The organism is Hamadaea flava (assembly GCF_024172085.1).
GTDB classification, from domain to species: domain Bacteria; phylum Actinomycetota; class Actinomycetes; order Mycobacteriales; family Micromonosporaceae; genus Hamadaea; species Hamadaea flava.
This window is the reverse complement of sequence record NZ_JAMZDZ010000001.1, coordinates 6,791,635-6,818,197: the sequence shown is the minus strand read 5'-3', so window position 1 is coordinate 6,818,197 and position 26,563 is coordinate 6,791,635. Positions and strand designations below refer to the sequence as shown.

Genomic DNA, 26,563 nt, shown 5'->3' with positions numbered 1-26,563 from the left:
TCCGGCATGACCTTCTCGATCGTTGCGCGCTCCAGCGACGGGCTGGCCCACGGTGTCGCGGTGGCCAGCAAGTTCCTGGCCGCGGGGGCGGTCGTCCCGGCCGCTCAGGCCGGGGTCGGCGCGCTCGCCACCCAGTCCTACGCGAACCTGGCCTACCGCCCGCAGGGGCTCACACTACTGGGTACGCAGGTGGCGGCGGCGGAGGTCGTGGCCGGATTGACGGCTGCCGACCCGGGCCGGGACCAACGGCAGCTGGGCGTGGTCGGCAAGTTCGGCGAGGGCGCGACCTACACCGGCTCGGGGTGTCACGAGTGGGCGGGCGGCGTCGCGGGCGACGGGTACGCCGTCCAGGGGAACATCCTCACCGGACCGGAAGTCGTCGACGCGATGCGGGACGCCTTCCTCGCGAGCGATCACGGTACGCCGGGCGACTCGGCGATGGCGCTGGCCCGGCGGCTGGTGCGCGCACTGAGCGCGGGGGACGCCGCGGGCGGCGACCGCCGGGGCCGGCAGAGCGCGGCGGTTTACGTCGTCGCCCCGGGCGCCGGTTACGGCGGCACCAGTGATGTCGCGGTCGATCTGCGGGTGGACGACCATCCCGATCCCTGTGGCGAGCTGGCCCGGCTGCTCGACCTCCACGCGCTGCTGTTCGAGAAGGCCGACCCGGACTCGCTGCTGGACCTGTCCGGCGAGCTGGCCGAGGAGGTACGCGCGCTGCTGGCCGATCGCGGCCACACCGACGCCGACCTCGACGTCGCGCTGGCGGACTGGGCCGGGATCGAGAACCTGGAGGAGCGCATGATCCCGGGCCGGATCGATCCGCTGGTCCTGGCGCATCTGCGTGAGAAGGCGTAGCGCGAAGTCCTAACTCCACCCGGCGAGCGCACGGCGTGCGTCGGCCAGCCCCTTGCGGTTGCCGTCGTCGTCCGCGCCGGTGACGTCGCCGGCCGCGATCCGGGCGGCGAACCAGTCGGCCTGCACGGCCCAGCGGAAGCGCAGCAGCACCGGCAGCGCCGACTCCAGCTCAGCGGCCGTCACCGGACCGGCGGCGGCGTACGCCTCCAGGAAGCCGGCGGCGCGATCGGGGCCGCCGGCGTACATGACGGCGCTGGCGACGTCGTAGAGGAAGGGCCCGCAGCAGGCCGATCCCCAGTCGATGACGCCGATCCGGCCCGTCGCCCGATCGAGGAGGAACGCCTCGAAGAACGGGTCGCCGTGCAGGGCGCCGACCGTCAGCCGATCGGTGACCTGCAACCGGGCCAACGCGTGGACGGCGTCGGCGACGGCCGGGCGCAGCCAGGGCTCCAGGCTCAGGTGCGGGGCGTCCTCGCGTACCCAGTGCCACGGGGTCAGTCCGGGTAGGGAGACGTCGACGAGTATCCGGTGGACGGAGCCGAGGCGGTCGCCCCACCACCGCTGGTCGACCGGGTCCGCGCCGTCGAGCGGCCGGCCGTCGATGTGTTCGAGCAAGGCCAGCGCCCCGTCCGGCACCGGTACGCACAACGACCCGTCCGCCGCGCGTACCGGCCGGCCGGCGTCCACTCCGGCCGCACAGAGGCGTTCGGCGAGCATCAGCCCGGCCTCGAAAGAGGTACGCGCCTCGGGTGGGACCAGTTTGGCCACGTATCGGCGGGAGCCCGATCGCACCGACCAGGTGGCTGAGGTCATCCCTCCGGCCAACCGAGTGCAGCCGTCCGGCGGAAGATGCCATGCCGCGCGCAAGGCAGCGCGCACCGTATCGTCAGCGGCCATGGGGGATTCCTTGGCCGTCGCGCTTCGTGCGGGCGTTGTCGCACCGCGTGCGTACGCGCATGGGCCGGATTATGGCACTCTCACCGCAGATCCATCACCGACGATAACCCGGGAGTGGCATGCATGACCGCCACCTGGGGGTGTACAACACCCGGTCGGCAGACGATGATCTGGGAGGGCGGTCGCACCGGATCGGTGTGGCCCGAGGGGAAAGACCGGCAATGCTGAAGCCGGCGGGGAGGGGTGGCGCCGTGGAGATGCGGCTTCCAGAGCCGGCTGATGCGCTCACCGGCGTGGAGATGTTCGCGGGTCTGGAACCGGAGGCGCGGCAGCGGCTCATCGCGGCCGCCGTGCCGCGTACGTACCGTCGCGGCCAACTGTTGTTCGTGGAGAACGACCCGGGTGAGTCGCTGATCGTCCTCAAGCGGGGCAGTGTGGCCGTGTTCCGCACCGCGCCGACCGGGGAACGCGCGGTGCTCTCGGTCATGCGGCCGCCGGACGTCTTCGGTGAAGTGTCGCTTCTGGACGGTTCGGCCCGCTCGGCCTCGGCCGAGGCGCTTGAGGACTGTTCCGCCCTGGCGCTGAGCCGGGGCGCCTTCATGGAACTGGTCCACACGCATCCGCGCATCCTCGACGCGGTGATGCGGTCGCTGGGTGGGCTGATCCGGCGACTGACCGACCAGAACGCCGACTACGTCTTCCTCGACCTGCCGGGTCGGGTGGCCAAGACGCTGGTCCGACTGGCCGGGGAGAGTCAGGCGCCGATGATCACCATCGAGCTGAACCAGAGCCAGCTGGCCGAGATGGCCGGTGGTTCCCGGCAGAGCGTCAACCAGGCGATCGGCTCGTTCGCCAGCCGCGGCTGGCTGCGTACCGAGGGCCGGCGGATCGTGGTGACCGACCTGGCGTCGCTGCGTCGCCGGGCCGGCATGGCCGACCGCTGACCGCCGCCGGCATCGCCGGCGTGGAACAAGGGCGTAGAACGAACGAAGGCCCGGTGGCAGCTGCCACCGGGCCTTCGTGACGACTCACTCGTCGTCGGAGGTCTCCTCGGCCGCGCCGGGGCCCGACCACTCCTCGACCTCGGTCTCCTCGGCGGCGCCGGGACCCGACCACTCCTGCGCGGCCTCCTCGGACTCCTCGCCGGGACCAGACCACTCTTCGGGCTCGTTACTCATCGCTTGGACCACTCCTCTCTGTTCAAGTTCGGCGAGGGTGATCACATCGATGTCCACGACGTCACCGGCGTGGTGATCAACCCCGAACGGATCGGTCCACTCCGCCGCAAGTCGCACCAGCACCGGCCGCCTCCCTCGCGCCTTGGCCCATCAGGCTGGCAGAACTGTATCCATCGCGCCGAACTTTGGCGGCGTGGAGTCGGTTTCCCTACAGCATGGCTTTGTACTGCCTGGGCTTTCGCCGATACTGGACACCCCAAGCTTGGAGAAGACGATTTCTGTCACGTGCCCGACCTGCTCGCGTGCGGCCGGCCCGGAGGACAAGTTCTGCGGCGGCTGTGGCGCGAGCCTGGCCGTCTTCTGTCTCCAGTGTGGACGTCAAGCGGCTCCGCTGGCGGCGTTCTGCACCGGCTGTGGCGCGCGCCTCGGTGTCTCCCTGCCCGCCGCTCCGCGCGAGGACCGGCGGATGGTCACCGTGCTGTTCGTCGACATGGTGGACTTCACGCCGTTCGCCGAGCAGCTCGATCCTGAGCAGGTCAGGGGGACTCAGCACGAGTACTTCAGCGTGGTCCGCCGGGTGGTCAGGCAGCACGGCGGCGTCCTGGAGAAGTACATCGGGGACGCGGTCATGGCCATCTTCGGCGCCCCGGTCGCGACCGAGAACGACGCCCTCCGCGCGGTCCGGGCCGGGCTGGAGGTCCAGCGGGCGCTGACCCAGCAGGCCGGGCCGGTGGCCGACCTGTCCTTCCGGGTCGGCGTCGCCACCGGTCAAGCGCTCGTCGACGTCACCGCCGCGCGCGACGGCGGCCAGGCCATCGTCGCGGGCGACGTCGTCAACACGGCCGCCCGGCTCCAGGCGGCCTGCCCGCCCACCGGCGTCCTCGTCGACGAGCTGACCTACGACGCCACCCAGAACGAGATCGAATACGCCGCCCAGCCGCCCGCGATCCTCAAGGGCAAGCGCTCCCCCAGCCACATCTGGCTGGCGACCGGGGCCGGGCGGCTGCGGGTCGGCGAACGGGACGAGTCGACGCCGATGGTCGACCGCGACCACGAGCGCGGCATGCTCACCACTGCGCTGCACCGGATGATCGCCGACCGGGCGCCGCAGCTCGTCACCATCTTCGGGGTGGCCGGCATCGGCAAGAGCCGCCTGCTGCGGGAACTGTCCCGCTACGCGGCCCGGCTGCCCGGCCAGGACATCCGCTGGCTGGTCGGCCACTGTCCGCCGTTCGGGGAGAACGTCACTTACGCGGCGCTCGCCGAGATCGTCAAGGCCGAGCTGGGCGTACTGGACACCGACGACGACGCCACGGCGCGGGAACGCCTGTCGGCCGCCCTGCTCCGGCTCGGCGGCGAGGGCGAGGCCGACCGCCTCGCCGACGCCATGGGCCCGCTGCTCGGCCTCGCCGGGTCGCGCCTGCCCCAGTCCGAGACCGAGTCGGCCTGGCGTCGCTTCCTCCAGGTCCTAGCCGCCTCCGGCCCGACCGTGCTGGTCTTCGAGGACATGCACTGGGCGGACGAAGCGATGCTGCGCTTCGTCGAGATGCTCTGCGGCGCGGGCAAGGGCCTGCCGCTCATGGTCATCGCGACGGCCCGGCCGGAGCTTCGCGAACGACACCCCAGTTGGACCAGCGCCATCACCGGCGCCGCGTCCATCTCGCTCGGTCCGATGCGCGACATGGACATCTCCACCATGTACGCGCAGATGTTCGGCCACGCCGCCTTCCCCAGCGCCAGCCTCGATCCCCTGGTCGAGCTGGCCGGCGGCAATCCGTTGTACGCGCACGAGTACGTCCGGATGCTGGTGGACCGGGGCGAGCTGCGCCCGGTCGGGCCGACCTGGATGCTGGAGAGCGACACCGCCACCCGGATGCCGCAGACCGTGCAGGCCGTCATCGCCAACCGCCTCGACCTGCTGGAGCCGACCGATCGCGTGGTCCTCCAGGCGGCGGCGGTCGTCGGGACGCAGTTCTGGCCGGGCGCCATCGCGGCCGCCTCGGGGCTGCCGACCGAGCCGGTGATCCGGGCCCTGCACCGGCTGGAGCAACGGGACCTGGTCGTCGAGGCCGCCAGTTCCACAATGGCCGATGAGCCGGAGTACGCCTTCCGCCACGTCCTCGTCCGGGACGTCTGCTACCAGCGGCTGCCCCGGTCGGAACGGGTGCAGTGCCATCAGCGTACGGCGGACTGGCTGGAGCGGACGACCGACGGGCGGCTGCACGACGTCGCCGAGGTCCTGGCCAACCATCGCTGGGCGGCTCACGAGATCACCCGTACGCTCGGCCAGGATCCGGCGCCGTTCGCCCGGCCCGCTCGGGAGGCGCTGCAACTCGCCGCGCGCCGTGCGTACAACTTGCACGCTTTGGAGACCGCGCAGACCCTCCTGGCCCGCGCCCTCGGGATGAAGCTCGACCCGGACGCGGGGCTGGAGCTACTCGCGGCCGAGATCGACTTCTACCGGGACGGCGACGCGTTCCTGAACGACGGGGGTGTCGCGCGGTTGATCCTGCTGACCGAGCAGCTGGCGGCGGCGGGCGACGTGGCCGGGGCCGCGCGGGGCTGCACCCTGCTGGGGCAGGCTGCCTGGTCCCGCGCGGACCGCGCCGAGACGCTGCACTGGCTGGGCCGCGCGGTCGGCTATTTCGAAGGCCTGCCGGACAGCCCGCAGATGATGGAGGCCCTGCTGGAGCTGGCACGGGCCCGGATGCTGGACTTCGAGTTCGAGCCGGCGATCGCCGCCGCGCGCGGGGCCGCCGACACCGCCCGCAGCCTGCATCTCGCCGAGGCGGAAGCCAGTGCGCGCATCACGATCGAGGTCGCGCGGTACATGGCCGGCGAGCCCGACGCCCTCGACGAGCTGCACAAGACGACCGAGGACTGCCGGCGCGCGCAGCTGAGCAGCTGGCGGCGCGCGGCGAGCAACCTGGCCTGGGTGTATCTGGAGGAAGGCGACGTCTCGGCCAACCTGCGACTGCTCAGCGAGGTGCGGGCGAGCGTACGCGGTGGCGGGCACGCCCTGTCGCCCAGCTACAACGAGCAGGCCCAGAACGCTTACATGGCCGGCGATTGGACCGACGCGATCGGGGCGACCGCCGTCGTGATGCGCCGCCCGACCGAGGAGTGGGACCTCCACGCCATCGCGATCGGCGCCTGGATGCGCGTCCTGCGCGGGGAACCGGTGGAGATCGACGGCGAGGACCCGATCGAGACCGTCCTGATCGGGGCACGGCGCTCGGGATTCCACCGCGTACTGCGCTCGGCGCTCGCGCACGCCGCCCTGTGCCGGGTCCTGCAGAACCGGACGGAGGAGGCGCAGGCGCTCCTCGACGAACTGGAGCAGGACTGGTCGCAGACCGAGATGATGACGTTCTGCGAGTGGTCCGCCGGGGCGGCGCACGCGGCCGCCTTGCTCGGCCCGGCCGGGGCACGACAGGCTCGGGCCATGTTCGAACGGTCCACTCGGCGTACGCCGTGGATCGAGGCGGCGTTGTCGACCATGGCCGGCGCGCTCGCCGAGGATCCGGCCGAGGCCGGCGGGCACTACCTGGCCGCGGCCGAGATCTACGCCAAGATCGGTACGCCCAGCGACGAGGTGCTGGCCCTGTCGGCGGCGTTGCGCGTCCTGCCCGTCACCGATGCCCGCCACGACGGCGTCGAGCGGCAGGTACGCGCCTTCGCCGAGCGTAACGGCGCGCCCAGGTTGCTGCCGTGACGGGCCGTCTTGCCGTCACACCGGCTTGGCTAGACGACGGCGGGCTGGATCGGGGCGGCGACCGGCTGCGACTTCACCTTGGCGGCGTAGAGATCGACGTATTCGCGGCCGGAGAGTTCCATCAGCTCGTACATGATCTCGTCGGTGACGGCCCGTTCGACGAACCGCTCCCCCGCCATGCCCTCGTACCGGCTGAAGTCCAGCGGCGCGCCGAACCGGATCTTGACCCGCATGACCTTGGGCAGCACCTTGCCAGGCGGCTGGACCTCGTCGGCGTTGAGCATCGCCACCGGGATCACCGGAGCGCCGCTCTCCAGGGCGAGCCGGGCCACGCCGGTCTTACCGCGGTAGAGCCGCCCGTCGGGCGAGCGGGTGCCCTCCGGATAGATACCGGCGATCTCCCCCGACCTCAGTACGCGCAACTGCGTGTCGAGGGCGGCCTGGGCGGCACGCCCACCGGAGCGGTCGACCGGGATGGTGCCGGTGCCCACGAAGAACATCTTCTTGAGCCGGCCCTTGATCCCCTTCTCCGTGAAGTACTCCGCTTTGGCCACGAAGGTCACCTTCCGCGGCACGACCAGCGGCATGAAGATCGAGTCCGAGAAGGACAGATGGTTGCTGGCCAGAATCGCGGGGCCCTGCCTGGGCACGTTGTCGAGCCCTTCGACCTGCGGCCGGAAGATCAGCCGCAACACGGGGCCGAGGATGACGTACTTGAGCAGCCAGTAGAACACGTGGTCCTCTCCGTGACGTCGGCGTGCCTCAGTGATCCTCCCGCCGGGGAGCCCCGCGGGGCGAGCCGCCGGGAGTTCAGTCAGAGCCTATGCAGCGGATGCGGCACGCCACAACGCACTGCACAATCTCGCTCCCCCCGTGTCACACTGAAATGTCCCCGCGTCCACCGCCCCGTCTTCCCGCGGCCGGTCCGGCGCGACCATGTTCGACCTGAGGGAGGGCCTGATGTCTGTGGTCGGCGACCCTGACGGGCGCTCCTCGGATCAGGTGGATGCCGCTTTTGCGCAGATTGTCGCGAGTTACGACGCCGCGCCCGCCGAAGTGACCTGGCCGGAGAGTGAAGACCTCACCCCCGCCACCCCAGCCGAGCCGGCCCCGGCCGCTCCGGCCGGACCCACCGGACCACTGTTCCCGGCCAACGGGCCGATCCTGAACCAGCCCGAGCCCTCCCTGCTCGACGGGCTCGACACATTCGGCGCCGACCTCCCAGACGACGAAGAACCCTTCGTCCCGCCACCGCCGCCCCCACTGCCGCGCATCTCCGCGCAGGCGATCATCGGGGTCATCGCGATCATCGGCGGAGTGCTGCTGTTCTTCAAACCCGGCCTCCTGCCGCTCGGCGACCAGTCCGGGATGGTGCTCGGCCTGCTCGGCATCATCGGCGGGGCAGCGCTGCTGATCATGCGGCTCCGGCCGGGCGGCCCCGATGAACCCGACCTCCCCGACGACGGCGCCGTCGTCTGACGCTCGCCCCGCGCCCGCTCGCTCCGCTCGCGCCGCCCCGTGCTCGCTCCGCTCGCGCCCCTTTCCGCGTGATCATGAACTTATGTGCGTGATCGACCGGTGTGTCGTGTCCACCAGACCCTGATCACTCCCCGGCGGGCATGATCACCTACGGCACCCACCGCGTTCGAGTCGATCAGAGCGCTAGGGAGTCGATCAGGGTGCCACGAACACGACACACCGGTCGATCACGACCGTTAGTTCATGATCACGCGGAAAGAACGAGCACGCGGAAAGAACGAGTTAGTGGGATTTTTCGAGCCAGTCGAGGGTGGCGTCGATCGGTTCGCGCCAGCGGGCGTCCAGCATCAGGTCGTGGCCCATGCCCGGGAACAGCAGCGGCGCTCCCCCGTACGCCCGGGCGGCGTCCTTCAACGCGGACGGTGAGACGATCTTGTCGTCGGGGCTGCCCACGACCAGCACGGGCGGGTCGCCGACGGCGCGTTCCGGGGTGACGCCGCGCAGCAGCTGCCATTGCGCGCGCGTACTGGCGCGGCCGAGGCGCTTGGCGTAGGCGCGGGCGGCGGCGACGGGGAGTTCCCGGCTGAACAGCTGACCGGCGGGCAGCCGCAGTCCCCCGCCGAACAGGGCGGGCAGCACCAGCCCGGGGTTGCGCAGCGCGGTGGAGACACCGCCCAGCACCGGCGAGAGCAGGACCGCCGCTCGGGCGGGGTACCGGGCCAGCGCGTGCGTGACGACGAGCGCCCCGGCGCCGTGCCCGGCGAGGACCGCTTTGCGGGGCAGACTGGCCGCGACCTGCACGACGTCGTGGGCGTACGCCCGGAGGTCGGCCTTCGGGGCCGCTTCGCTCGCCCCGTGCCCGCGCGGGCTCACGGCGTACGCCGGGAAGCCGCGCGACGCCGTGTGTTCCAGCCAGTGCTCGGCGTACGCCCAGGCGCCGTGGCCGAATCCGGGCACGAACAGCACCGGCGGCCGGCCCTCGTCGAGTTCCGGGGTGGCGCTGAGCACCTCCCGGCGTACCGGGGCGACCGGGTGGGCCCACTCCTTGAGCCGCAGCACCGAGACGGTCATCGCGATCCTTCCAGGGTGTCGATGGCCCGCTGCAGCTCGCGCAGATAGAGACCGTGGCTGACCTCGAACCAGTGCCGGGTCGAGTCGGTGGTACGCCCCTCGTGCCAGGTGCCGGCCGCTTCCTTCTCCACCCGGCGGCCGAATTCGGCGGCGCGCTGCGGAGCGTTCTGCCGGGCGCGCAGGTAGCGGGCGAACACGACGGACTGCCAGTGGGCGAGCGGGAACACCCCGGCGTCCGGCTGCACCAGTCCGGCGACCGCGAGGGTCGGGTGGCGGCGCGGGAAGGTGTGCAGGTAGAGCGTGGGTTTGCCGCGCTGGTCGATGCCGAGCAGCTCGGGCTCCAGGAAGTCGAACCGGGGCAGGTAGCCGGTGGCGAGCACGACCAGGTCGGGTTCGATCTGGCGGCCGTCCGTCAGCTCGACGGAGTTCCGGTGGAACCGGGCGATCTCCGGCACCGGCGCGATGCCGCCGTGGCCGACGTAGTAGAGCAGCTGGCTGTTGACGACCGGGTGGCTCTGGTAGACCTTGTGATCCGGCTTGGGCAGCCCGAACCGGGTCATGTCGCCGACCGCCAGCTTCAGCGTCCGGTGGGCGAACCACTGGCGCAGCCGCATCGGCGCGCGCAGCGCGAGCAGCTGGTCGTTGACCTGGTCGGTCGGGCGGCCGAGGACGTATTTCGGGGCGTACCAGTAGCCGCGGCGGGTGGAGTGCCAGCAGCGGGCCGCCTGCTGCGCCGCCTCCACCGCGATGTCGCATCCGGTGTTGCCGCCGCCCACCACGAGGACCCGGCGGCCCCGCAGCTGCGCCGAGTCCTTGTACGCGCTCGCGTGCAGCACGTTGCCCCGGTAGTCCTCGATGCCCTCATAGGTGGGCATCTTCGGCGACCAGTTGTGCCCGTTGGCCACGATCACCCCGGCGTACCGGTGGATGCGTTCGGCGCCACCGTATTTGCTGGTGCTGCGAGTGGTGACGTCCCACTTGCCGTTGTCGGCCGGCTCCACCTTCACGACCTCGGTGCCGAACCAGATGTGCGGCCGCAGCTCGAAGTGGTCGGCGTAACGCTCCAGATAGGACAACACCAGCGCGTGATGCGGATAGTCGGGCCAGTCGTCCGGCATCGGGAAGTCGGGGAACTGGGTGAGCGGCTTCGACGAGATCAGGTGCGTGCTCGCGTACATCGGGCTGCGGTCGTGCCGCCAGTTCCACGCGCCGCCGACCCCGGTCTCCCGTTCGTAGCAGTCGACGCCGAACCCGGCTTCCTTCAGGTTCTTGATCGCGGTCAGCCCGCTCGGCCCCGCCCCGACGACGCAGACAGTCTCCCCGCGGTCGTAGACCGGCCAGCCGTCCCGCCACAGCGTGGTCCCGGTGTGATCGCCGCCGAAGTCCTGGTCCACGCTCACCGGTTCGCTCCCTCTCGCCGCGCGGGCAGGGGTGAGGGCAGGACGCTCGCGCCCCGCCGCGGTTTGCGCGACGCGAGGCATTTTCGCGGGCGAGCGCCCTGTTTGTCCACCCCTACCGGCGCGCCGGAGGCGCTGTTGGCATGCCTCGTTTGAGCAGTGTGTTCTCGGCCGCCGTCCAGGCCGTCGTGGTCAGCAGGGCCAGCACGGCCGCCAGTGGCAGCCAGATCGCGCTGATCAGCACGGTGAACGGCAGGATGCGAGGCAAGGCCGCGAGCACCCCGGTGGGCGGCGGATCCGTCAGCGCCAGCAGGCGCGCGGACCGCCGCGACATCAGCCACGCGACCGCCGCCAGCGCCGCGAAAAGTCCCGCGAAAATCACTATGGGTACGCCGAGAGCACCGAGTTCGCCGATGAACCGGGTGCTCAGGGGCGCCCCGAACATGGTGTCCGAGAGCAGCGCGTTCGGCCGGCCGCCGATCTTCGAACTGTTGTAGAGATGGAACAAGACGAGGAAGAAGGGCGCCTGGGCCAGCAGCGGCAGGAAACCGGCGAACGGCGAGATCCCCTCAGCACGGTGCAGTTCGAGGGTCTTCTCCATCAACGTGGCCGGGTCGTCGGCGTACTTCTTGCGCAGTGGTGCGAGCTTCGGCGCGAGCGCTGCCTTCGCGCGCTCTACGCGTACCGCTGAGCGAGTGAGCGGATGCAACGCGAGGCGGAGGAGGGCCGTGGCTCCGATGATCGCGGCGACCGTGCCACCCACCGGGGTGAGGAGGGCCGCGAGCTGGACGAGCAGAGTCTGCGCAGCCTGAGCCGCGCTGTCGAGCGGATGCATGAGTGAGCCCCTTGACGGGAGAGAGAAGCCTGACGGTGGACGCGGAAGCGGGCGTCAGGCGGACGGGGCTCGAGGACGGGCGCGACCGGGCGCGTCGGGGTCGGTCAGGCGCAGCGGGGTCTCCCGCCGTTCCCAGTGCCGCAGGGTCTGGCGGGCACGCACGGGAACGGGCACGGACCGGCGGGCGAGCTGGACGGCGACGACCGTGACGACGGCGGCCGCGGCCAGCCCGCCGACGATCGCGCCGAACGCGCTGGGCCCGGCGAGTCCGGCGGTGGCCACGGTGAAGCCCAGCAGGGCGAAGACCCACCGGTACGCGGCCACGACGGACATGGGCGCAACGGTAGCGCGCCGGGGCAACCCCGGTGTGCTCAACGGACTGTCCAGCGTGTCGCTCAGCGAGGCTCCAGCGGCCTGCTCAGCTGGGCGGGGCTCAGCGGCCTGCTCAGCGGCCTGCTCAGCGGTCGGCTCAGCGGTCGGCGAACCAGCTGGAGTACTCGCGGAGCGCGCTCTCGACGACGGCGAGCATCTGCTGGCGCTCGGGAATCGGCCGGTCGAAGTGGTTGTCGGGGGCGTACCAGGGCATCGCCTGGACGCCGAGGCCGAGCTGGAGGTAGAGCGCCCGCAGCCAGTTCAGCGAGTTGATCCAGGCACACGCCTCCGGATCGAGGTCCACCCGCAGGCGCTGCCGCCCGAGCATGTGGAGCGGGGCGATGACCCCGTCGAGATCCGCCGCCGACAGGTCACCCCGATGCAGGAGCGCCATCGTCGCGTACGCCAGCCGGTCGTCCTCGGAGGCGAGCAGCGCCCAGCCGTCGGTCGTCCGCAGCCGGATCACCACGCTGCCGAGGAGCGCCCGCGCCTGGGCGGTGCCGAGGAGGCGGCTGCGGGCCAGCGAGGCGATCGCGTCCGCTCCGTGGGCCAGCGCGTGCGCCCAGCCCCGCTGGGCGTCGACCGCGCCGCGCAGGTCGCCCTCCAGCTCCCACCACATCGTGAAGCCGCCGATCCAGCGACTCAGATCGTTCGGGCCGAGCAGGCGCACCGCGTTGTCGCGTTCCACCACGAGCCCGAGCACCACGGCGGAGAAGCTGCGCCCGAAGACGGAGTCGGTGCCGACCTCGCCGATGCCGCGCAACAGCCCGGCCGCCATCCGGTCGCCCAGCCCGCCCAGGTCGTGATCGCAGAGACCGAGCTGGATCCACTCGCCGAGGATCTCGAAGGCCAGGTCGTCCCGCTGGCGGGAGTCGGCGTACGTGAGCATGTGTTCCAACTCGGCGATCAGCTCGTCGACCGGATGGCCGGCGGGCGGCCGGAAGCCATCGTCCTTGATCCGCTGCCATAGCGTCGCGTCGGCCATGAGGCAGCACATTAGATGATCAACCGGTCCTTGGCTATCGGATGCCATCGCGCTTGCTAGCGGGCTCGGCTTATCGAGCACCGCCGATCCCGATCATGGCGGCCAGGCCCAGCGCGCTTCGCGGCGAGTATGCCGTCCGCCAGAGCCCGCCGTGCGCGGCGGCGTACGCCTCCTCCTGCCAGACGTGCTCCTGCGGCGGCAGCGGATTGTGCAGGTCGTACGCCAGCAGCGCCGCCATCAGGGTGTTCGCGGTCGCCGGTTCGAAGACCTCGACGCCGAAGACGTGTGCCCCGGCGTACGCCGCCGCCAGTGCGCGGTTCTTCACCACGGATCGCGTACGCGTCGGCGGGGCGACGGTGAAGCTGACCGTGGTCCCCTCCGCCCGGGCGACGGCGGCCCGCCACCGTTGCAGGCGTTTGGCCAAGGCATAGTTCGGCCCCTGCTGCGCGACAAGGCTGTCGCAGATCCCGGGATCGGCTCCCGGGGCGTAGTTGCGGCGAAGCAGACGGCCCGCCGACAACAGCCGCACCGGCTGCCGCAGCGTCTTGAGCAGCGACGACCTCTGATAGTTCCGTTCCGCCTGCGCGACCGCTTCGCCCGGCGCCGCGAACACGTCGGTCGGCGTCGCCAGGAAGGCCAATGCCACGTCGTCCCGCTCGTCGAGCAGATACGCCGTCAGCGCGTCGACGGCCACCGACACGCGTACGTTCGTCGCACCGTCGGCGTACACGTAGTTGCCGAGCACGAGATCGCCCTCCTGCCCCACCAGCCACCGAGCCACGGCGGGCAGGTCGTGCAGCAGATCGGCGCCGGTGGTCCCGTCCGGCCCGACCGGCGTGTACAGGCGGCCGGCGTACCGGTCGGCGGTGGCGGCCAGACGCTCCCAGATCGCCGGACGCGGCAGATCCACCGCGACGACGTCGGCGCCCCAGCGCAGCAGCGAATGCACCGGGCCCATCTCGGCACCCGCGCCGAGCACGGCGATCCGCCGGCCGTCGAGGACCAACCAATCCGGATTCGCCAGCACCGCACGCACCGCCTCGGCGCAGGACGGCTCGACGACACCCGCCTCGACCCACTTGTCGAGCTGCCGTCGCAGATCGTCCCCGGCGAGCCGATCGCCCCGGTACGGCAGCGTCAGCTCCTTCTCCCGCTCGCCTGTGCCACTCTGGACGGCCGTGGTCAACTCCGTCCCCGGTGTGTCGAAAGCCGCCCGGAGTCCGATCTCCCCGCCGCCCGGCGTGATCACCCGCATGCGGTCGTGCAGTTCCCGCAACCCGTCGTACGCACTCCGCCGGGCCGCCTCCCCCGACGTCAACCCGGCCTCGATCTGCCGCCGGAAGTGGGCGATGTAGTGCGACCGCCAGACGGTCTCCTGCTCGGCCGCCCGCGCGCCGACCGGATCGACCTCCCGCAACGCGGCCGCCACGACCGCCCGGCCGAGCGCGGACGTGCTGCGGTTGCCCGCGTCGTCGCTGACCGGAAAGACCACACCACTCGTCACGGGGGCACCCTATCGGCCCCGCTCCTTCTCCGTTCCCACTCCGCCCCGTCCCCGCCCCGTCCCTTCCGCGCCGTCCCTTTCCGCGCCGTCCCTTTCCGCGCGATCATGAACTATCGGTCGTGATCGACCGGCGTGTCGTGTCCGCGGCACCCTGATCGACTCCCCAGCACCCTGATCGACTCCGCAACGGCCTGATCAACTTCCCCCACCCAGCCGGCCTGATCAACTTCCCCAACCGGCTCGGCGGGCGCAGCCGACCCGACCCAGCCGGTGGTAGTCGCCCCTTGACAGCGGTGCAGGTCAGGCGTAATTTCACAAGTGAAGCCCGACATTTCTGGAAAGTCAGAAAAGCCGGGCTTCCCGTATGTCTGCCCACCGTCGCAAGATCGTCGGTGACCGAGATCGTCGGCGACCCCGGATGATCGTCGGCCCGCCCTGCATGATCGTCGGCCGCCGACGATCAGCGGCGAAATAGCGGTTTGGTCGTCGGCAGCCGACGATCATGCAGGCGCGAACCGCGAAGAACGGCGGCAGCCGACGATCATGGGGCGCTGCGGACGCGCGGAAAGCCGGCACGCCGAAAGCCGGCGCGCGGAAAGCCGGCACGCCGATGAAGGGGGAGGGCGTCACAGGACAAGGTCGGCGACGAGCGGAAAGTGGTCGGAGGCCCGCAGCGTCAGCGCTCCCCGTTCCACCCGGTAGGACTTCACGCCGATCGACGGGCTGACCGCGACGGTGTCGATCCGCCGGTTCGGTGCCGCGCAGGAGAACGTGTCGCCGCCCTCCACGCCGACGTCCACCAGATCTTGATGGGCCAGGTCCCAACTGGGCGAGCCCGGCACGTCGTTGAGGTCGGCCCCCAGGATGACCGGCCCGTCGATCGTGGCGACGGCGTCGCGCAACAGCGCCGCCTGCGACGGCCGCTCTTCGTCGTCAGTGGACAGATGCGAGCCGGCGAGGGTGAAGCTCACCCCGCCCACCTCGCAGCGCGCGAACGCCGCCCCACGCATGTGCCGCCCCGGTTTCAGCGGGAACCGGATCTCCCACGAGTCGCGGCGGCGTACGCGGAGGCTGGTGAGGATGACGTTGCCGAGCGCGGGCTGGCCGCCCGCCACCATCACCAGCCCGAACGAACTCGCCAACGCCGCGGCCTTCGTGCGCCAGCGAAAGCGCCGCGGTCCCTCCTGCATGATCAGGACATCCGGTTCCAGCCCGCGCACGACGGCGGCCAGCGCGTCCCGATCGTCCCGGGACGAATGGATGTTGTACGCGACCACGCGCAGATCGACGGCCATCCCGGGAGCGTAAGACCTACTAGCTTCGCGCCAAATCGGCCGCGCCGACGATTCCGGCCAGGTTGCCCATCCTCGCCGGGCGTACCTCGGCGATCGGCGACTTGGCCCGCTGCGCCAGCTGCTCCTGATAGGACATCAGGGTCGGCTTCATGAGCAGGTCGCCGGCCTCGACGACGCCGCCGCCGATCACGATCACCTGCGGGTCGAGGATCTGGACCATGTCGGCCATCGCCACGCCGAGCCAGGTCCCGACCTGCCGGAAGGCGTCGATGGCGAGCGCGTCGCCGGCCAGGGCGGCGTCGGTCACCATCGGGCCGTTGATCGCGCCGACGTCGCCCGCGGCCTTGTCCAGCAGGGCGGCGCCGGCCGCGGTGTCGTCCTTGACGCCGGTCTGGGCGTACCGGACCAGGGCGCTGCCGGAGGCGTACTGCTCGATGCAGCCGTGGCGGCCGCAGCCGCACGGGTGGCCGTCCGGCACCGCCTGCACGTGGCCGAGTTCGGCGGCGATGCCGTGCGCGCCGCGGATCAGCCGGCCGCCCAGGACGATGCCGCCGCCGATACCGGTGCCGATGGTGAAGAGCACCATCGAGTCGATGGCGTCCTCGGCCGCGCCGTAGCGGAACTCAGCCCAGGCCGCCACGTTGGCGTCGTTCTCGACGATGACGGGGAGCCCGGTGCCCGCGCTCACCGCTTCGCGCAGCGGCTCGTCGCGCCAGGCGAGGTTCGGGGCGAACAGCACGGTCGAGCGGTCCGCGTCGATCCAGCCGGCGGCGCCGATGCCGACCGCCTCGATCTGGCGGTCCTCGGCCAGTTCCCGGACGACCTCGACGATCACGTCCCGCGTACGCGCCACGTCGTCGGCGGGTGTGGGACGGCGAGTCGTCGCGAGCACCTTGCCGGTCTCGTCGACGACGCCGCCGAGCACCTTGGTCCCGCCGATGTCCACGCCGATGGTCAGTCCCACGCCAAACCCCTCATTTCCCGAATACGCGCGTTCACCTTATCCGTTGTCGTCGGGACGCGGCCTGGGCATGGCCTTCTTGGCGGCCTTCTTGGGGGCGGCCTTCTTCGGCGGGAGTTCTTCCTGGTCATCGGGCGACTTGCCGGAGGTCTTCCGGGGCGCGACCGCCTTCTTCGCGATCGCCTTCTTCGCCACTTTCTTCGGTGTTGTCCGGCTCGCTGGTGCGTCCGGCTCCGGGGACGGCGGGGTCGACGAGGCAGCGGGCTCCTCGGCGGTCGCCGAGCGCCACGGGTCGGCCTCGGTCTGCTCCCGGGGGGCCGACAGGTTGCGCAGCAGGCTGGCCAGGCCGACGGCGAGGTCGCCCGCGCCGGTGGCCAGCCGCTCGACGAACTGCGGATCGGGGTCGCGGACCGCCTCGATCAGCTTGCAGAAGGGGCAGACGCAGCAGGCGGCGCTGCCGGTGGCCAGCTCAGGGTGGTTGCCGGCGGCCAGGGAGGCGACGGCCAGTGCCGCCGCGACCAGCCGCTCGGCCTCCTGACGGGCGGTCGAGGGCTCGGTGAACACCGGTTCACCCCCGGCTCTCGACGCGCTTCTTCAGGCCGCCGAGCGCGGCGTCCATGATCGCCTTCTCCGCCTTGCGCTTGAACATGCCCAGCACCGGCATCGTGAGGTCGACCTCCAAGGTGTAGGTCACGGTCGTCGTGCCGTCCTCGTTGTCGACGAGGTCGTACGCGCCGTTCTGCACCTTCAGCATCTTGGAGGGCTGGACCAGCCGCCATTCGATCCGGGTCAGGTCCTCGGCGTACTCGTAGAGCACGGTGTACTCGTCGGAGACCACGCCCGCGTCGAGCGCGAAGGTCACCTCGGCGGCGTACCCGTCCTCGTACTCGGTGAGCACCTCGACTCGTTTCATCGCCGGGATCCACTCCGGGTACGCCGGGAAGTCGCAGATCACCTCGGCGATCCGGCCGGGTGTGGCGTCGATCACGATCGACTGCATGGAAGAGTCGGCCATGATGAGCAGGCTACCGCCCAGCCGGATTTCCCGTGGAGCAGGTAGCTTCGATACACGGAGTCGTGGCGTTCCGCGGCTCGCATCCGCAGCACCAAGGAGGGCGCCGTGCGGGAGATGGCGGTACCGGCGGTCGTGACCATCGGCGACGGCGACAGCCTCACCGACCCCGTCTGGTCCAACGCCGACCGGCATCCGGAGGCCGTGCAGTTCCTCCTCGACGACCGTCAGGTGACCTGTGCCCAGTTCCGGGACGAGGTCGTGGCGCTGGCCCGGGGGCTGATCGCGGCCGGCGTCGGCCCCGGCGACCGGGTCGGCCTGATGAGCCGGACCCGTTACGAGTGGACGCTCACCGACTACGCGATCTGGGCCGTCGGCGGGGTCACCGTCCCCATCTACGAGACCTCCAGCCCGGAACAGGTCCGCTGGATCCTCGCCGACTCCGGCGCGGTGGCCTGCGTCACCGAGTCCGCCGCGCACAGCGAGACCGTCCGGGAGGCCGCCCCGCTGCTGACCGAGGTCTGGCAGATCGACGCGGGTGCGCTCACCGAGGTGACCACACGCGGGTCAGCGGTCGAGCCGGGCGCGGTCGACGAGCGCCGGGCGGGCATCCGCGCCGACGACACCGCGACCATCATCTACACCAGTGGCACCACCGGCCGGCCCAAGGGCTGCGTCCTGAGCCACCGGAACATGCTCGCCGACATCGGCAACGCCGTGCCCGAGCTGAGCGTCCTGTTCCACGAGGGTTCGACGACCCTGCTGTTCCTGCCGCTGGCCCATGCGTTCGCCCGGCTGCTGCAGATCGGCGCGGTCTCGGCCCGGGTGCAGACCGCGTTCGCGCCCGACGTCAAGAACCTCGTCGCCGATCTGGCCCGCGTACGCCCGACCTTCGTGCTGGCCGTGCCCCGGGTCTTCGAGAAGGTCTACAACAGCGCCCGGCAGAAGGCGCACGGGGACGGCAAGGGGCGGATCTTCGACGCCGCCGAGGCCACCGCGATCGCGTACTCCCGGGCGATGGAGACCGGCGGTCCCGGCCTCGGGCTGAAGCTCAAGCACGCGCTCTTCGACCGGCTCGTCTACGGCAAGCTCCGGGCCGCGCTGGGGGGCCGGTGCACCGCCGCGATCTCCGGCGGCGCCCCACTCGGCGAGCGGCTGGGCCACTTCTACCGCGGCATCGGCCTGCTGGTGCTGGAGGGCTACGGGCTGACCGAGACCTCGCCTGCGATCACCTTCAACCGGGAGGGCGCGCAGAAGATCGGCACGGTCGGTCGGCCACTGCCCGGAGTGACCGTCCGGATCGCCGAGGACGGCGAGATCCTGGCCAAGGGCGACATCATCTTCCGCGAGTACTTCAACAACCCGGCCGCCACCGCCGAAGCCATTACCGACAGCTGGTTCCACACCGGCGACCTCGGCGAGCTGGACGACGAGGGCTACCTGCGGATCACCGGGCGCAAGAAGGAGATCCTCGTGACGGCGGGCGGCAAGAACGTCGCCCCGGCCGTGCTGGAGGATCGCGTACGCGCGCATCCGTTGGTCAGTCAGTGCGTGGTCGTCGGCGACCAGAAGCCCTTCATCGCGGCGCTCGTGACACTGGACGAGGAGTCGTTGCCCGACTGGCTCGCCGGGCAGGGCCGGGTGGCGGAGACCCTCGACGACCTGCGGGACGACCCGGCGGTCCGGGCCGCGATACAGTCTGCTGTGGACGATGCGAACAAGGCGGTCTCCAAGGCCGAGGCGATCCGCGTCTTCCGCATCCTGCCCCGTGACTTCACCGAGGCCACCGGCGAGCTGACCCCGTCCATGAAGGTCAAGCGCGCGGTCGTGATGAAGGAGTACGCCGACGAGATCGACGCCATTTACCTCCGCTGAGCGGAGCCGTTCCGAGTCGACGGCGCTCGGCGCGGCACAGCAGCCCGGCGGCCGGACGGCCGGCGGGCGTGCTGCCTTTCTCGCCATGGCGATGCGGGTCACCTTGCTGGTTCTGGTGGCGGTCCTGACCCTGCTCGCCACCCGGGATCCCAAGCAACTGGTCTGGGTCGGCCTGCTCGCCCTGGCCACCGCCGCCGTCCCGGCGAGCGACCGCTGGCCCATCGTCGGAACCTTGGGCCGGTTCGCCGAGGTGCTCGTCATCGGCGTCGGCGCGACCGCGATCGCGCTGGCCGCGGTCGACGCGGGAACGGTCACGGGCGGCTTCGGCGCGGGCGCGATATTGCCGTACCTGGCCGTTCCGTTGACCGCGGCGACGCTGAACAACCGCTCGGTCGAGGCGGCGACGCTGCTCGCCGTGACGGCCGGGACCCTCGTGGTCGCCGGCTTGGTGACCGACCTGGACGGCCGGCCGCTGCTGGCCTCGTCCGGCTACGTCATCGTCTGCGCGCAGTGGCTCGTCCTGGTCGCCCTCGGCACGGTCACCACGGGCGCCCTCCAGCGAGCCGTGCTGGCCCGCCGCGAACCGCAGCCCTATGTGGAGGCGACTCGGCTGCTCACCCAGCTCCGGACGGTCGCCCGGCAGCTTCCCGGTGCGACCCTCGACCCGGGTGGCATCGCCGAGCACCTGCTGGACGAGGCGCGTACGGTCGCCAAGTCCGACCGGTCGGCCGTGCTGACCGCCAGCGGCGGCGGCCGGCTGATGGTGCTGTCCCAGGCCGGGCTCGCCCAGGACGGCAGCGAGCAGCACGACTGGGAGACGATGCTCGACACCGACACCGGGATCGCCGAGGCGTGGGCCAGCCAGCTCCCGCACGTCGCGACCCGGTCCCAGGTACGCGGCGCGCCCCGGGACATCGACGTCACCGCCCTGCTGATCCCCCTGGTCGCGGGCGTACGCACGGTCGGCGTGCTCGTACTGGAACGCGACGACGCGGGCGGCTTCGCCTCCCCGGCGATCGCGCGCATCCGGCACGCGGCCGAGCAGGCGGCGCTCCGGCTCGAAGCGGCGCTGCTGTTCGACGAAGTACGCTCCCTGGCCACCAACGAGGAGCGGCAGCGCCTGGCCCGGGAGATCCACGACGGGGTGGCCCAGGAACTGGTGATCATCGGTTACGGCGTGGACAACGCGTTGGCCAGCCTGCCGGAGGAGGCCGCCGAGACGGCCGAGGAGCTGCGCTCGCTCCGGGAGGAGATCACGCGGGTCGTCACCGAGCTGCGGCTGAGCCTGTTCGAGCTGCGCAGCCAGGTGGACCGGCACGGCAACCTGACCTCGGCGATCGCCGAGTTCGCCCGGATAGTCGGCGCTTCGGCCGGGCTCCGGGTGCACCTGTCCTTGGACGACTCGCCCGGCCGGCTCCCCTCGGCCATCGAGGCGGAGTTGCTGCGCATCGCGCAGGAGGCCATCACCAACGCCCGGAAGCACGCCGGCGCCAGCAATCTGTGGGTCACGTGCTCGGTCGACCCCCCGAACGCCCATATTGAAGTGTCGGACGACGGACAGGGAATCGCTGACCAGCGGGTTGACGGACGGTACGGTCTTGCGATCATGGCAGAGAGAGCGGAACGTATCCGTGGCAGGCTGGAGATCCGGCCCCGTCACCCCCATGGCACAACGGTCGCGGTGGTGTTGGGTCCGGCCGGTCGGCGCGATAGCGTGTGAGCACGCCGTCACAACCGGCGGCCTTGAAGGGGAGAGCACCGAGCATGTCCACCAGCACCGTACCGGCGGGCCGTACCAAGGTACTACTCGTCGACGATCACGACCTCATCCGTAAAGGTTTGCGGCACGCCTTCGAGCGCGATCGGCAGTTTGAGGTCGTCGGCGAGGCGGGGACGGCGGCCGAGGCCGTCCGTCAGGCCGGTGCCCTCCAGCCCGACGTGGTGATCATGGACCTGCGGCTGCCCGACGGCAGCGGCCTGGAGGCCACCCGCGCGCTGCGCAAGGCCAGCTCCACCATGGGCATCGTGGTGCTCACCATGTACGCCGGCGACGACCAGCTGTTCGGCGCGCTGGAGGCTGGGGCGTCGGCGTTCGTGCCGAAGACCGCGCCGGCCGACGAGGTCGTGGCGGCCGCCCGGCACGCCGCGTCCGCGCCCAGCGCGTTCACCGCGGCCGACCTGGCCGAGGCGATGAAGCGCCGGCTGGCCCCGGCCGGTCCGCAGCTGAGCCCGCGGGAGGGCCAGGTGCTGCGGCTGCTGGCCGACGGCATGAGCGTCAACGGAATCGCCAAGCAGCTGTTCGTCAGCGAGTCGACGGCCAAGACGCACATCTCCAAGCTCTACGAGAAGCTGGGCGCGGCCAACCGCGCGCAGGCTCTGATGACCGCGCTGCGCCTGGGCCTGCTCGAGGCCCCCGACGCACCCAAGTTCTAGGAAGAGGTCAGCCTCATTCATGGGACGGCACTCCTCCACGCCTGCCGACGAGCTGTCTGTCGACTGGCGCTCTGACCGCGTGGGCTCGGCCCGCCGGGGCGAGAACCCGATGGTCATGGCGAAGGTTCCCAGTGGCTACGTCGTCTTCGGCGACACGCAGCAGCTGCCCGGCTACTGCGTACTGCTCTCGGACGTCGACGACACCGATCACCTCACGGATCTGACCGGCGCTCAGCGTACGCAGTTCCTCGAGGACATGGCGTTGCTCGGCGACGCGGTCTTCGCCGTGTGCGGCGGCCGCGATCCGGCGTTCCGCCGGCTCAACTACGAGATCCTCGGCAACTCCCTGCACCACCTGCACGCTCACGTGCACGCGCGGTACGCCTGGGAGCCGGCCGAGTTCCGCAAGGGACCGGTCTGGCGCTACGCCTACGAGGACCGGTTCGCCGAGCAGCACGACCCGCTCAGCTCCCCCGAGGCGGAGGAGCTGGACGAGCTGCGGACGGCGATCACCGCCGAACTGCACCGCCTGCTCAAGCAGCGCTGAGGCTACGCCCGGTTCCGCCGGAGCCGGGCGTAGACCAGCAGTCCGATCGCGACCCAGACCGCCGCCAGCACGGTGTACCCGAGCGTGTTCGCGGGCGTCAGCCCGTGTCGGCTCACCGTTTTGGCGACGACGGTCATCGGCGGGATCACCTGGGCGAGCGGCGAGTCCGGCAGCCCGAGGACGATGGCGAGCACGCTGCCGACGGCGAGCACGGCGACACCTTTGCCGGTCGACTCGGTCGCGGCCCGGCTGCTCAGCGCGCCCAGCGCCAGCCCGGCCGCCAACGCCAGCAGGTGCGCCCAGACGCCGATCGCGAGCTGCTTCGCCAGTGGCTCGTCCTCGGCCTCCACCGCGCCGATGAGCCACGGCAGGACCAGCGACACCCCGGTGACCACCAACCCGGCGACGGTCGCGGCGAGCAGCCCGGCGAGCTGTTCCCGGCGGGCGGAGCCGACCGCGACCAGGGCCAGCCGCCGCTGCACGTCCGGGTCGCCGTCGAGGATCGTCCGGGTCTGCCAGGCGTACGCCGGGAAGAGGATGAGCGCGCAGACCGCGTACGCCTCCGCCGCCTCACTGCGCCCGCCGCCGTGGAACAGCAGGAGCGCCAGGAGCACCGTGATCCCCGGCGCCAGAAACCGTCCGGTCTTGAGGTACGCGATCAGCCGCATCCTCGCCAACGCCGTCATGACCGCACCTGCGCGCGTACCCCTTGGGAATGCAGGTGGGCCAGGAAGGCCGTGACCTCGCCCGCGGCCATGACCACCTCGACGACGCATTGTTCCTCGGGATCGGCCGGAACGGCCGTGACCGAGCCGTCGGCGACCGTCCAGCGGGTCGCGCCGGGCAGCCGGGCGGTCTCCCCGCGATGGTCGCTGACCAGGACCGTGGCCCCGTTCGCGGCGGCCTCGCCGACGATCGCCGGCACCAGCGCGCGGGCCGCGGCGTCCAGACCCTCCCACGGCTCGTCGAGGATCAGCAGCCGAGGCGGGACGAGCAGGGCCTGGGCGAGGCCGACCTTCTGCGCGGTGCCTTTGGACAGTTCCGGCAGCCGGACGTCGCGGAACGGCTCGAGCCCGAGGCGCTCGATCCAGCCGGTCGCGGCCTGGGCCGCCGCCGACGCGCGCAGGCCGCGGATCTCGCCCATCGCGATCAGATAGTCGTACGCGGAGAAGGGCTGGTCGGCGGGGAACCGTTCGGGCACCCAGCCCACGATCGGCGGGCGACCGCGGACGCGGCCCTTGCCCGGCCGGAGCAACCCGGCGACGACCTGCAGGAGAGTGGATTTGCCCGCGCCGTTGCGGCCCTGGACGGTGACGATCTCGCCGGGGTGGGTCTCCAGCTGGATCCCTTGGAGCACCCACGGGCCGCCACGGTGGTACCGCAGCCAGACGTCCTCGAGGAGCATCCCGGAATTCTGTCAGGCGTCGAGCAGTTCCCGCAGCCTCCGGGCCTGGAGCTCCCAGCCCCACTCCCGTTCCACCCAGGACCGGCCCGCCTCGCCCATCCGCCGGGCCAGCGCCTCGTCGGTGAGCAGTTCGACCAGCCGGTCGACGAGCGTGGTGAGGTCGCCGACGACGTACCCCGTCTCGCCTTCGAGCACCGCGTCCGGCGCTCCGCCGGAATCGCCGGCGATCACCGGCAGCCCGGTCGCCGAAGCCTCCAGGTAGACGATGCCGAGCCCTTCGACGTCGAGCCCGCCCCAGCGCGTACGGCAGGGCATGGCGAACACGTTCCCGGCCGCGAAGTGCGCCGGCAGTTCCTCCCACTCGACGCCGCCGGTGAAGGCCACCTCGTGCTCGACCCCGTTCTCCCGGGCCAGCCGTTCCAGCGCCGCCCGATGCGGTCCCCCGCTGACGATGAGCAGGGCGGCGTCGGGGACCTTCTTCAGCACGTGCGGCAACGCCCGGATGAGGCTGTCCTGGCCCTTGCGCGGCACGAGCCGGGAGACGCACACGATCACCGGCCGGTCCCGCAGGTCGTAGCGCTTGCGGACCTCCGTGCCGTCCACGTCCGGCCGGTACGCGTCCACGTCGACCCCGGGCGCGAGCCGCCGCAACGAGGTCAGCGAACCGATCGCGGGTTCCAGCCGCTGCCGGAAGTACTCGCCGAGATAGGTGACGACGTCACAGCCCCGAGCGATCCGCTTCAACGCCGTACGCGCACCGGGCAGAGCCGCCCAGCCCGCCTCGTGGCCGTGCGTCAGGCCGACGGCGCGCTCGATCCCGGCTTCCTCCCGGAGACCGTGGGAGAGCAGCCCCAGCGGCGCGGTCGCCCCGAACAGCACCCGGTCGCAGCCATTGGCGCGCGCGAGTTCCTGGGCGCGCTTGGCGACCGCCCGGGTCGGCAGCAGCATCCCGGTGTTCTCGCGGACCACCTCGAACGACTGCTCCGCGTCGAACGCGGCCTGCCCCTTCCACGAGGACGCGTAGACGACGACCTCGTCCGGCGGCAGACGCAACGCCAGGTTGTGCACGAACTGCTGGATTCCGCCCGGCCGAGGGGGAAAGTCGTTGGTGACCAGCAGTGTCCGCACCCCTCGCAGCCTACCCGGGGCGCTCCGGGCTCGGCGCTCGCCCGCTCGCCCGCGTCGGGCGGCCCCCGTTCGGTGCAGATCAGGGATATCCATGTGATCATGTGCCCGGGAAGCCTGCGTAACCGTGATCTGCAGCCAATCAACGGCGCAGCGAGCGGCGCAGCGGGCAAGCGGCGCGACGAGTGGGGGCCTAGCGGCGCGCGTAAGCTCGAGCGGCGGCGATGCGTTCCACAGTAGACGGGTGGCTGCCGAACAGCGTCTGCTCCCAGGCGGGCGGGTCGGGGTCGCCGAGGTTGACCAGGGCCAGCCGCTGCTGCATCTGCTCGAACGTACGCGGATCGCCGGTCACTGTCAGCGCGTGCTCGTCCGCGCGCGCCTCGACGGCCCGGGAGACGTACGCCTGGACGGGTCCGCCGAGCAGGCCGGCCACGGTGCCCAACGCCAGCAGGAGGCCGATGGCCTGGGGATCGGTCAGCGACTCCACGCCCGCCCGATGCAACAGCCCGGTCCACCCTCCGATGAGGAACAACAGCACCACCATCGCGGCAGAGCCGAGCGCGCCGATGAGCGTACCGGTGAGGACGTCGTTGCGCTTCGCGTGGCCGAGTTCGTGCGCCACCACGCTGACCACCTCGTCCTCGGGCGCCTCCGCCAGCAGCGTGTCGTAGACGACCACGCGCCGGGTCGGCCCCAGGCCGGAGACATAGGCGTTGACCGCCCGGGTCCGGCGGGACGCGTCGGCCACCAGCACATCGCGTACCGGGACGCCGTCGGCGTCGGCCATCGCGATGATCCGGGTGCGCAAGGGGCCGTCCGCCATCGGCGTGAACTTGTTGAACACCGGCTCCACCAGCACCGGGAAGATGAACGACAGCAACACGACCAGGCCTGCGGCGCCGGCCGCCGCCCACGCCCACCACCAGTTCGGGGCGAGCCGGGTCACGCCGAAGAAGACGAACAGGACTATCGCTCCCAGGATCGCCGAGATCGCGTACCCCTTGAGGAGATCGATGGACCACGCGCCCCAGCCTTGCGTCGAAAGCCCGTAGCGCACGGAGATCCGGTGGCCCACGGCCGCGAGCGGCAGCGTCACCAGGTCCGCGAGGAACAGCACCAGCAGGCCGCCACCGACCGCCTTGGCCCACCACGGTCCCGGCACCAGATCGACGATCTTCGCGCCGAGCGGCGTCAGACCCAGGATCAGGGCCACGACGATCCCCAAGATCATGCTCGGGTACGCGATGAGGCGCAGTTCGGCGCGGTAATGGCGGGCGCGGGCGACCTTGTCGGCGGGCAGCTCGGCCAGGGCCGCGAGTTGGTCCGAGCGGGGCGCCGGCGGCCGGTGCCACGGGACGAGCAGCACGGCCGTGACGACGAGTCCTGCCACCAGCACCAGGAGCGTGACCCACGCCCACCCACGCACCGTCATACCGCACCCTATCTCCCCACCCCGCCCCCGCCCGTCCCGCCTGTCCCGCCCGTCCCGCGCGACCCGCCCGTCCCGCGCGACCCGCCCGTCCCGCGCGACCCGCCCGTCCCGCCTATCCCGCCCGTCGCGCGGGACCCGCCCGTCCCGCGCGGGACCCGCCCGTCCCGCGCGGGACCCGCCCGTCCCGCGG

25 protein-coding genes are annotated in these 26,563 nt (G+C 71.5%); 8 read left to right on the top strand and 17 right to left on the bottom strand.

The features are described 5' to 3' along the window. Positions 1 to 6: 6 nt before the first annotated feature. Positions 7 to 855 carry a DUF1028 domain-containing protein gene (locus HDA40_RS32040; RefSeq protein ID WP_253761533.1) on the top strand — a complete coding sequence of 283 codons (849 nt, stop codon included), beginning with the start codon at positions 7 to 9 and terminating at the stop codon, positions 853 to 855. Between the two features lie 9 nt (positions 856 to 864). On the opposite strand, the gene HDA40_RS32035 is transcribed toward HDA40_RS32040, so the two are convergent. Beyond that, positions 865 to 1,752, bottom strand: a complete 888-nt coding sequence (locus tag HDA40_RS32035) for a phosphotransferase enzyme family protein (RefSeq protein ID WP_253761532.1) — start codon at positions 1,750 to 1,752, stop codon at positions 865 to 867. 251 nt (positions 1,753 to 2,003) lie between these two features. Between HDA40_RS32035 and HDA40_RS32030 the strand changes: the two genes are divergently transcribed. Then, positions 2,004 to 2,696 carry a Crp/Fnr family transcriptional regulator gene (locus HDA40_RS32030; RefSeq protein WP_253761531.1) on the top strand — a complete coding sequence of 231 codons (693 nt, stop codon included), beginning with the start codon at positions 2,004 to 2,006 and terminating at the stop codon, positions 2,694 to 2,696. A gap of 84 nt (positions 2,697 to 2,780) precedes the next feature. On the opposite strand, the gene HDA40_RS32025 is transcribed toward HDA40_RS32030, so the two are convergent. Further along, positions 2,781 to 3,053 (bottom strand): hypothetical protein, encoded by a 273-nt coding sequence (locus HDA40_RS32025; protein ID WP_253761530.1) that lies wholly within the window; start codon positions 3,051 to 3,053, stop codon positions 2,781 to 2,783. A 139-nt stretch (positions 3,054 to 3,192) separates the two neighbouring features. On the opposite strand from HDA40_RS32025, the gene HDA40_RS32020 reads away from it, so the two are divergent. After that, positions 3,193 to 6,645, top strand: a complete 3,453-nt coding sequence (locus HDA40_RS32020) for an ATP-binding protein (RefSeq protein WP_253761529.1) — start codon at positions 3,193 to 3,195, stop codon at positions 6,643 to 6,645. Positions 6,646 to 6,674: 29 nt separating this feature from the next. On the opposite strand, the gene HDA40_RS32015 is transcribed toward HDA40_RS32020, so the two are convergent. Further along, on the bottom strand, positions 6,675 to 7,379 hold the full coding sequence (locus tag HDA40_RS32015) for a lysophospholipid acyltransferase family protein (RefSeq protein WP_253761528.1): 705 nt from the start codon (positions 7,377 to 7,379) through the stop codon (positions 6,675 to 6,677). Between the two features lie 226 nt (positions 7,380 to 7,605). On the opposite strand from HDA40_RS32015, the gene HDA40_RS32010 reads away from it, so the two are divergent. Further along, on the top strand, positions 7,606 to 8,124 hold the full coding sequence (locus HDA40_RS32010) for a hypothetical protein (RefSeq protein WP_253761527.1): 519 nt from the start codon (positions 7,606 to 7,608) through the stop codon (positions 8,122 to 8,124). Between the two features lie 282 nt (positions 8,125 to 8,406). On the opposite strand, the gene HDA40_RS32005 is transcribed toward HDA40_RS32010, so the two are convergent. The 10 genes from HDA40_RS32005 to HDA40_RS31960 form a co-directional block, all read right to left on the bottom strand. Beyond that, positions 8,407 to 9,195: an alpha/beta hydrolase gene (locus HDA40_RS32005; RefSeq protein WP_275978347.1), complete on the bottom strand. Its 789-nt coding sequence runs from the start codon at positions 9,193 to 9,195 to the stop codon at positions 8,407 to 8,409. Next, a complete protein-coding gene (locus HDA40_RS32000) occupies positions 9,192 to 10,595 on the bottom strand; it encodes a flavin-containing monooxygenase (protein WP_372503037.1) in 1,404 nt (467 codons plus the stop codon). Before HDA40_RS32000 ends, HDA40_RS32005 begins: the two co-directional genes overlap by 4 nt. Positions 10,596 to 10,707: 112 nt before the next feature. Next, the gene (gene yidC / locus HDA40_RS31995) at positions 10,708 to 11,427 is read right to left on the bottom strand and encodes a membrane protein insertase YidC (RefSeq protein ID WP_253761526.1); all 720 of its coding nucleotides are present in this window, start codon (positions 11,425 to 11,427) and stop codon (positions 10,708 to 10,710) included. Between the two features lie 54 nt (positions 11,428 to 11,481). Further along, positions 11,482 to 11,760, bottom strand: a complete 279-nt coding sequence (locus tag HDA40_RS31990) for a DUF6412 domain-containing protein (protein WP_253761525.1) — start codon at positions 11,758 to 11,760, stop codon at positions 11,482 to 11,484. A gap of 136 nt (positions 11,761 to 11,896) precedes the next feature. Continuing rightward, positions 11,897 to 12,784, bottom strand: coding sequence for a DUF2785 domain-containing protein (locus tag HDA40_RS31985; protein ID WP_253761524.1), 888 nt, complete (start codon positions 12,782 to 12,784; stop codon positions 11,897 to 11,899). Between the two features lie 70 nt (positions 12,785 to 12,854). Continuing rightward, positions 12,855 to 14,288 carry a hypothetical protein gene (locus HDA40_RS31980; protein WP_253761523.1) on the bottom strand — a complete coding sequence of 478 codons (1,434 nt, stop codon included), beginning with the start codon at positions 14,286 to 14,288 and terminating at the stop codon, positions 12,855 to 12,857. 626 nt (positions 14,289 to 14,914) lie between these two features. Next, positions 14,915 to 15,583, bottom strand: a complete 669-nt coding sequence (locus tag HDA40_RS31975; protein WP_253761522.1) for an endonuclease/exonuclease/phosphatase family protein — start codon at positions 15,581 to 15,583, stop codon at positions 14,915 to 14,917. A gap of 19 nt (positions 15,584 to 15,602) precedes the next feature. Further along, entirely contained in the window at positions 15,603 to 16,547 is a 945-nt protein-coding gene (locus HDA40_RS31970) for an ROK family glucokinase (RefSeq protein ID WP_253761521.1), read from the bottom strand. Positions 16,548 to 16,583: 36 nt separating this feature from the next. After that, positions 16,584 to 17,108, bottom strand: coding sequence for a hypothetical protein (locus HDA40_RS31965; protein WP_253761520.1), 525 nt, complete (start codon positions 17,106 to 17,108; stop codon positions 16,584 to 16,586). A gap of 4 nt (positions 17,109 to 17,112) precedes the next feature. After that, the gene (locus tag HDA40_RS31960; RefSeq protein WP_253761519.1) at positions 17,113 to 17,559 is read right to left on the bottom strand and encodes an SRPBCC family protein; all 447 of its coding nucleotides are present in this window, start codon (positions 17,557 to 17,559) and stop codon (positions 17,113 to 17,115) included. A 105-nt stretch (positions 17,560 to 17,664) separates the two neighbouring features. On the opposite strand from HDA40_RS31960, the gene HDA40_RS31955 reads away from it, so the two are divergent. The 4 genes from HDA40_RS31955 to HDA40_RS31940 all read left to right on the top strand — a co-directional run bounded on the left by HDA40_RS31955 (position 17,665) and on the right by HDA40_RS31940 (position 22,411). After that, on the top strand, positions 17,665 to 19,431 hold the full coding sequence (locus HDA40_RS31955; protein WP_253761518.1) for an AMP-dependent synthetase/ligase: 1,767 nt from the start codon (positions 17,665 to 17,667) through the stop codon (positions 19,429 to 19,431). A gap of 85 nt (positions 19,432 to 19,516) precedes the next feature. Continuing rightward, positions 19,517 to 21,151, top strand: a complete 1,635-nt coding sequence (locus HDA40_RS31950) for a sensor histidine kinase (protein WP_253761517.1) — start codon at positions 19,517 to 19,519, stop codon at positions 21,149 to 21,151. Positions 21,152 to 21,195: 44 nt separating this feature from the next. After that, entirely contained in the window at positions 21,196 to 21,864 is a 669-nt protein-coding gene (locus HDA40_RS31945) for a response regulator transcription factor (RefSeq protein ID WP_253761516.1), read from the top strand. A gap of 19 nt (positions 21,865 to 21,883) precedes the next feature. After that, complete coding sequence (locus tag HDA40_RS31940; protein WP_253761515.1) at positions 21,884 to 22,411, top strand: diadenosine tetraphosphate hydrolase; 528 nt, start codon at positions 21,884 to 21,886, stop codon at positions 22,409 to 22,411. Positions 22,412 to 22,413: 2 nt separating this feature from the next. Here HDA40_RS31940 and HDA40_RS31935 read toward each other — a convergent pair whose 3' ends face one another. From HDA40_RS31935 to HDA40_RS31920, 4 genes are all read right to left on the bottom strand, one after another. Next, on the bottom strand, positions 22,414 to 23,097 hold the full coding sequence (locus tag HDA40_RS31935; RefSeq protein WP_253761514.1) for a hypothetical protein: 684 nt from the start codon (positions 23,095 to 23,097) through the stop codon (positions 22,414 to 22,416). Further along, entirely contained in the window at positions 23,094 to 23,816 is a 723-nt protein-coding gene (locus tag HDA40_RS31930) for an ATP-binding cassette domain-containing protein (protein WP_253761513.1), read from the bottom strand. Before HDA40_RS31930 ends, HDA40_RS31935 begins: the two co-directional genes overlap by 4 nt. Before the next feature lie 12 nt (positions 23,817 to 23,828). Continuing rightward, positions 23,829 to 24,944 carry a glycosyltransferase family 4 protein gene (locus HDA40_RS31925; RefSeq protein ID WP_372503036.1) on the bottom strand — a complete coding sequence of 372 codons (1,116 nt, stop codon included), beginning with the start codon at positions 24,942 to 24,944 and terminating at the stop codon, positions 23,829 to 23,831. Between the two features lie 190 nt (positions 24,945 to 25,134). Continuing rightward, positions 25,135 to 26,373 carry a M48 family metallopeptidase gene (locus tag HDA40_RS31920; protein ID WP_253761512.1) on the bottom strand — a complete coding sequence of 413 codons (1,239 nt, stop codon included), beginning with the start codon at positions 26,371 to 26,373 and terminating at the stop codon, positions 25,135 to 25,137. Positions 26,374 to 26,563 lie beyond the last annotated feature (190 nt).

Bases quoted from the DNA above. Each gene is read 5' to 3' on its own strand.
- HDA40_RS32040 (WP_253761533.1), top strand. From the start codon at position 7: ATGACCTTCTCGATCGTTGCGCGCTCCAGCGACGGGCTGGCCCACGGT.
- HDA40_RS32035 (WP_253761532.1), bottom strand. From the start codon at position 1,752: ATGGCCGCTGACGATACGGTGCGCGCTGCCTTGCGCGCGGCATGGCAT.
- HDA40_RS32010 (WP_253761527.1), top strand. From the start codon at position 7,606: ATGTCTGTGGTCGGCGACCCTGACGGGCGCTCCTCGGATCAGGTGGAT.
- HDA40_RS32005 (WP_275978347.1), bottom strand. From the start codon at position 9,195: ATGACCGTCTCGGTGCTGCGGCTCAAGGAGTGGGCCCACCCGGTCGCC.
- yidC (WP_253761526.1), bottom strand. From the start codon at position 11,427: ATGCATCCGCTCGACAGCGCGGCTCAGGCTGCGCAGACTCTGCTCGTC.
- HDA40_RS31990 (WP_253761525.1), bottom strand. From the start codon at position 11,760: ATGTCCGTCGTGGCCGCGTACCGGTGGGTCTTCGCCCTGCTGGGCTTC.
- HDA40_RS31985 (WP_253761524.1), bottom strand. From the start codon at position 12,784: ATGGCCGACGCGACGCTATGGCAGCGGATCAAGGACGATGGCTTCCGG.
- HDA40_RS31975 (WP_253761522.1), bottom strand. From the start codon at position 15,583: ATGGCCGTCGATCTGCGCGTGGTCGCGTACAACATCCATTCGTCCCGG.
- HDA40_RS31960 (WP_253761519.1), bottom strand. From the start codon at position 17,559: ATGGCCGACTCTTCCATGCAGTCGATCGTGATCGACGCCACACCCGGC.
- HDA40_RS31950 (WP_253761517.1), top strand. From the start codon at position 19,517: ATGGCGATGCGGGTCACCTTGCTGGTTCTGGTGGCGGTCCTGACCCTG.
- HDA40_RS31945 (WP_253761516.1), top strand. From the start codon at position 21,196: ATGTCCACCAGCACCGTACCGGCGGGCCGTACCAAGGTACTACTCGTC.
- HDA40_RS31940 (WP_253761515.1), top strand. From the start codon at position 21,884: ATGGGACGGCACTCCTCCACGCCTGCCGACGAGCTGTCTGTCGACTGG.
- HDA40_RS31935 (WP_253761514.1), bottom strand. From the start codon at position 23,097: ATGACGGCGTTGGCGAGGATGCGGCTGATCGCGTACCTCAAGACCGGA.
- HDA40_RS31930 (WP_253761513.1), bottom strand. From the start codon at position 23,816: ATGCTCCTCGAGGACGTCTGGCTGCGGTACCACCGTGGCGGCCCGTGG.
- HDA40_RS31920 (WP_253761512.1), bottom strand. From the start codon at position 26,373: ATGACGGTGCGTGGGTGGGCGTGGGTCACGCTCCTGGTGCTGGTGGCA.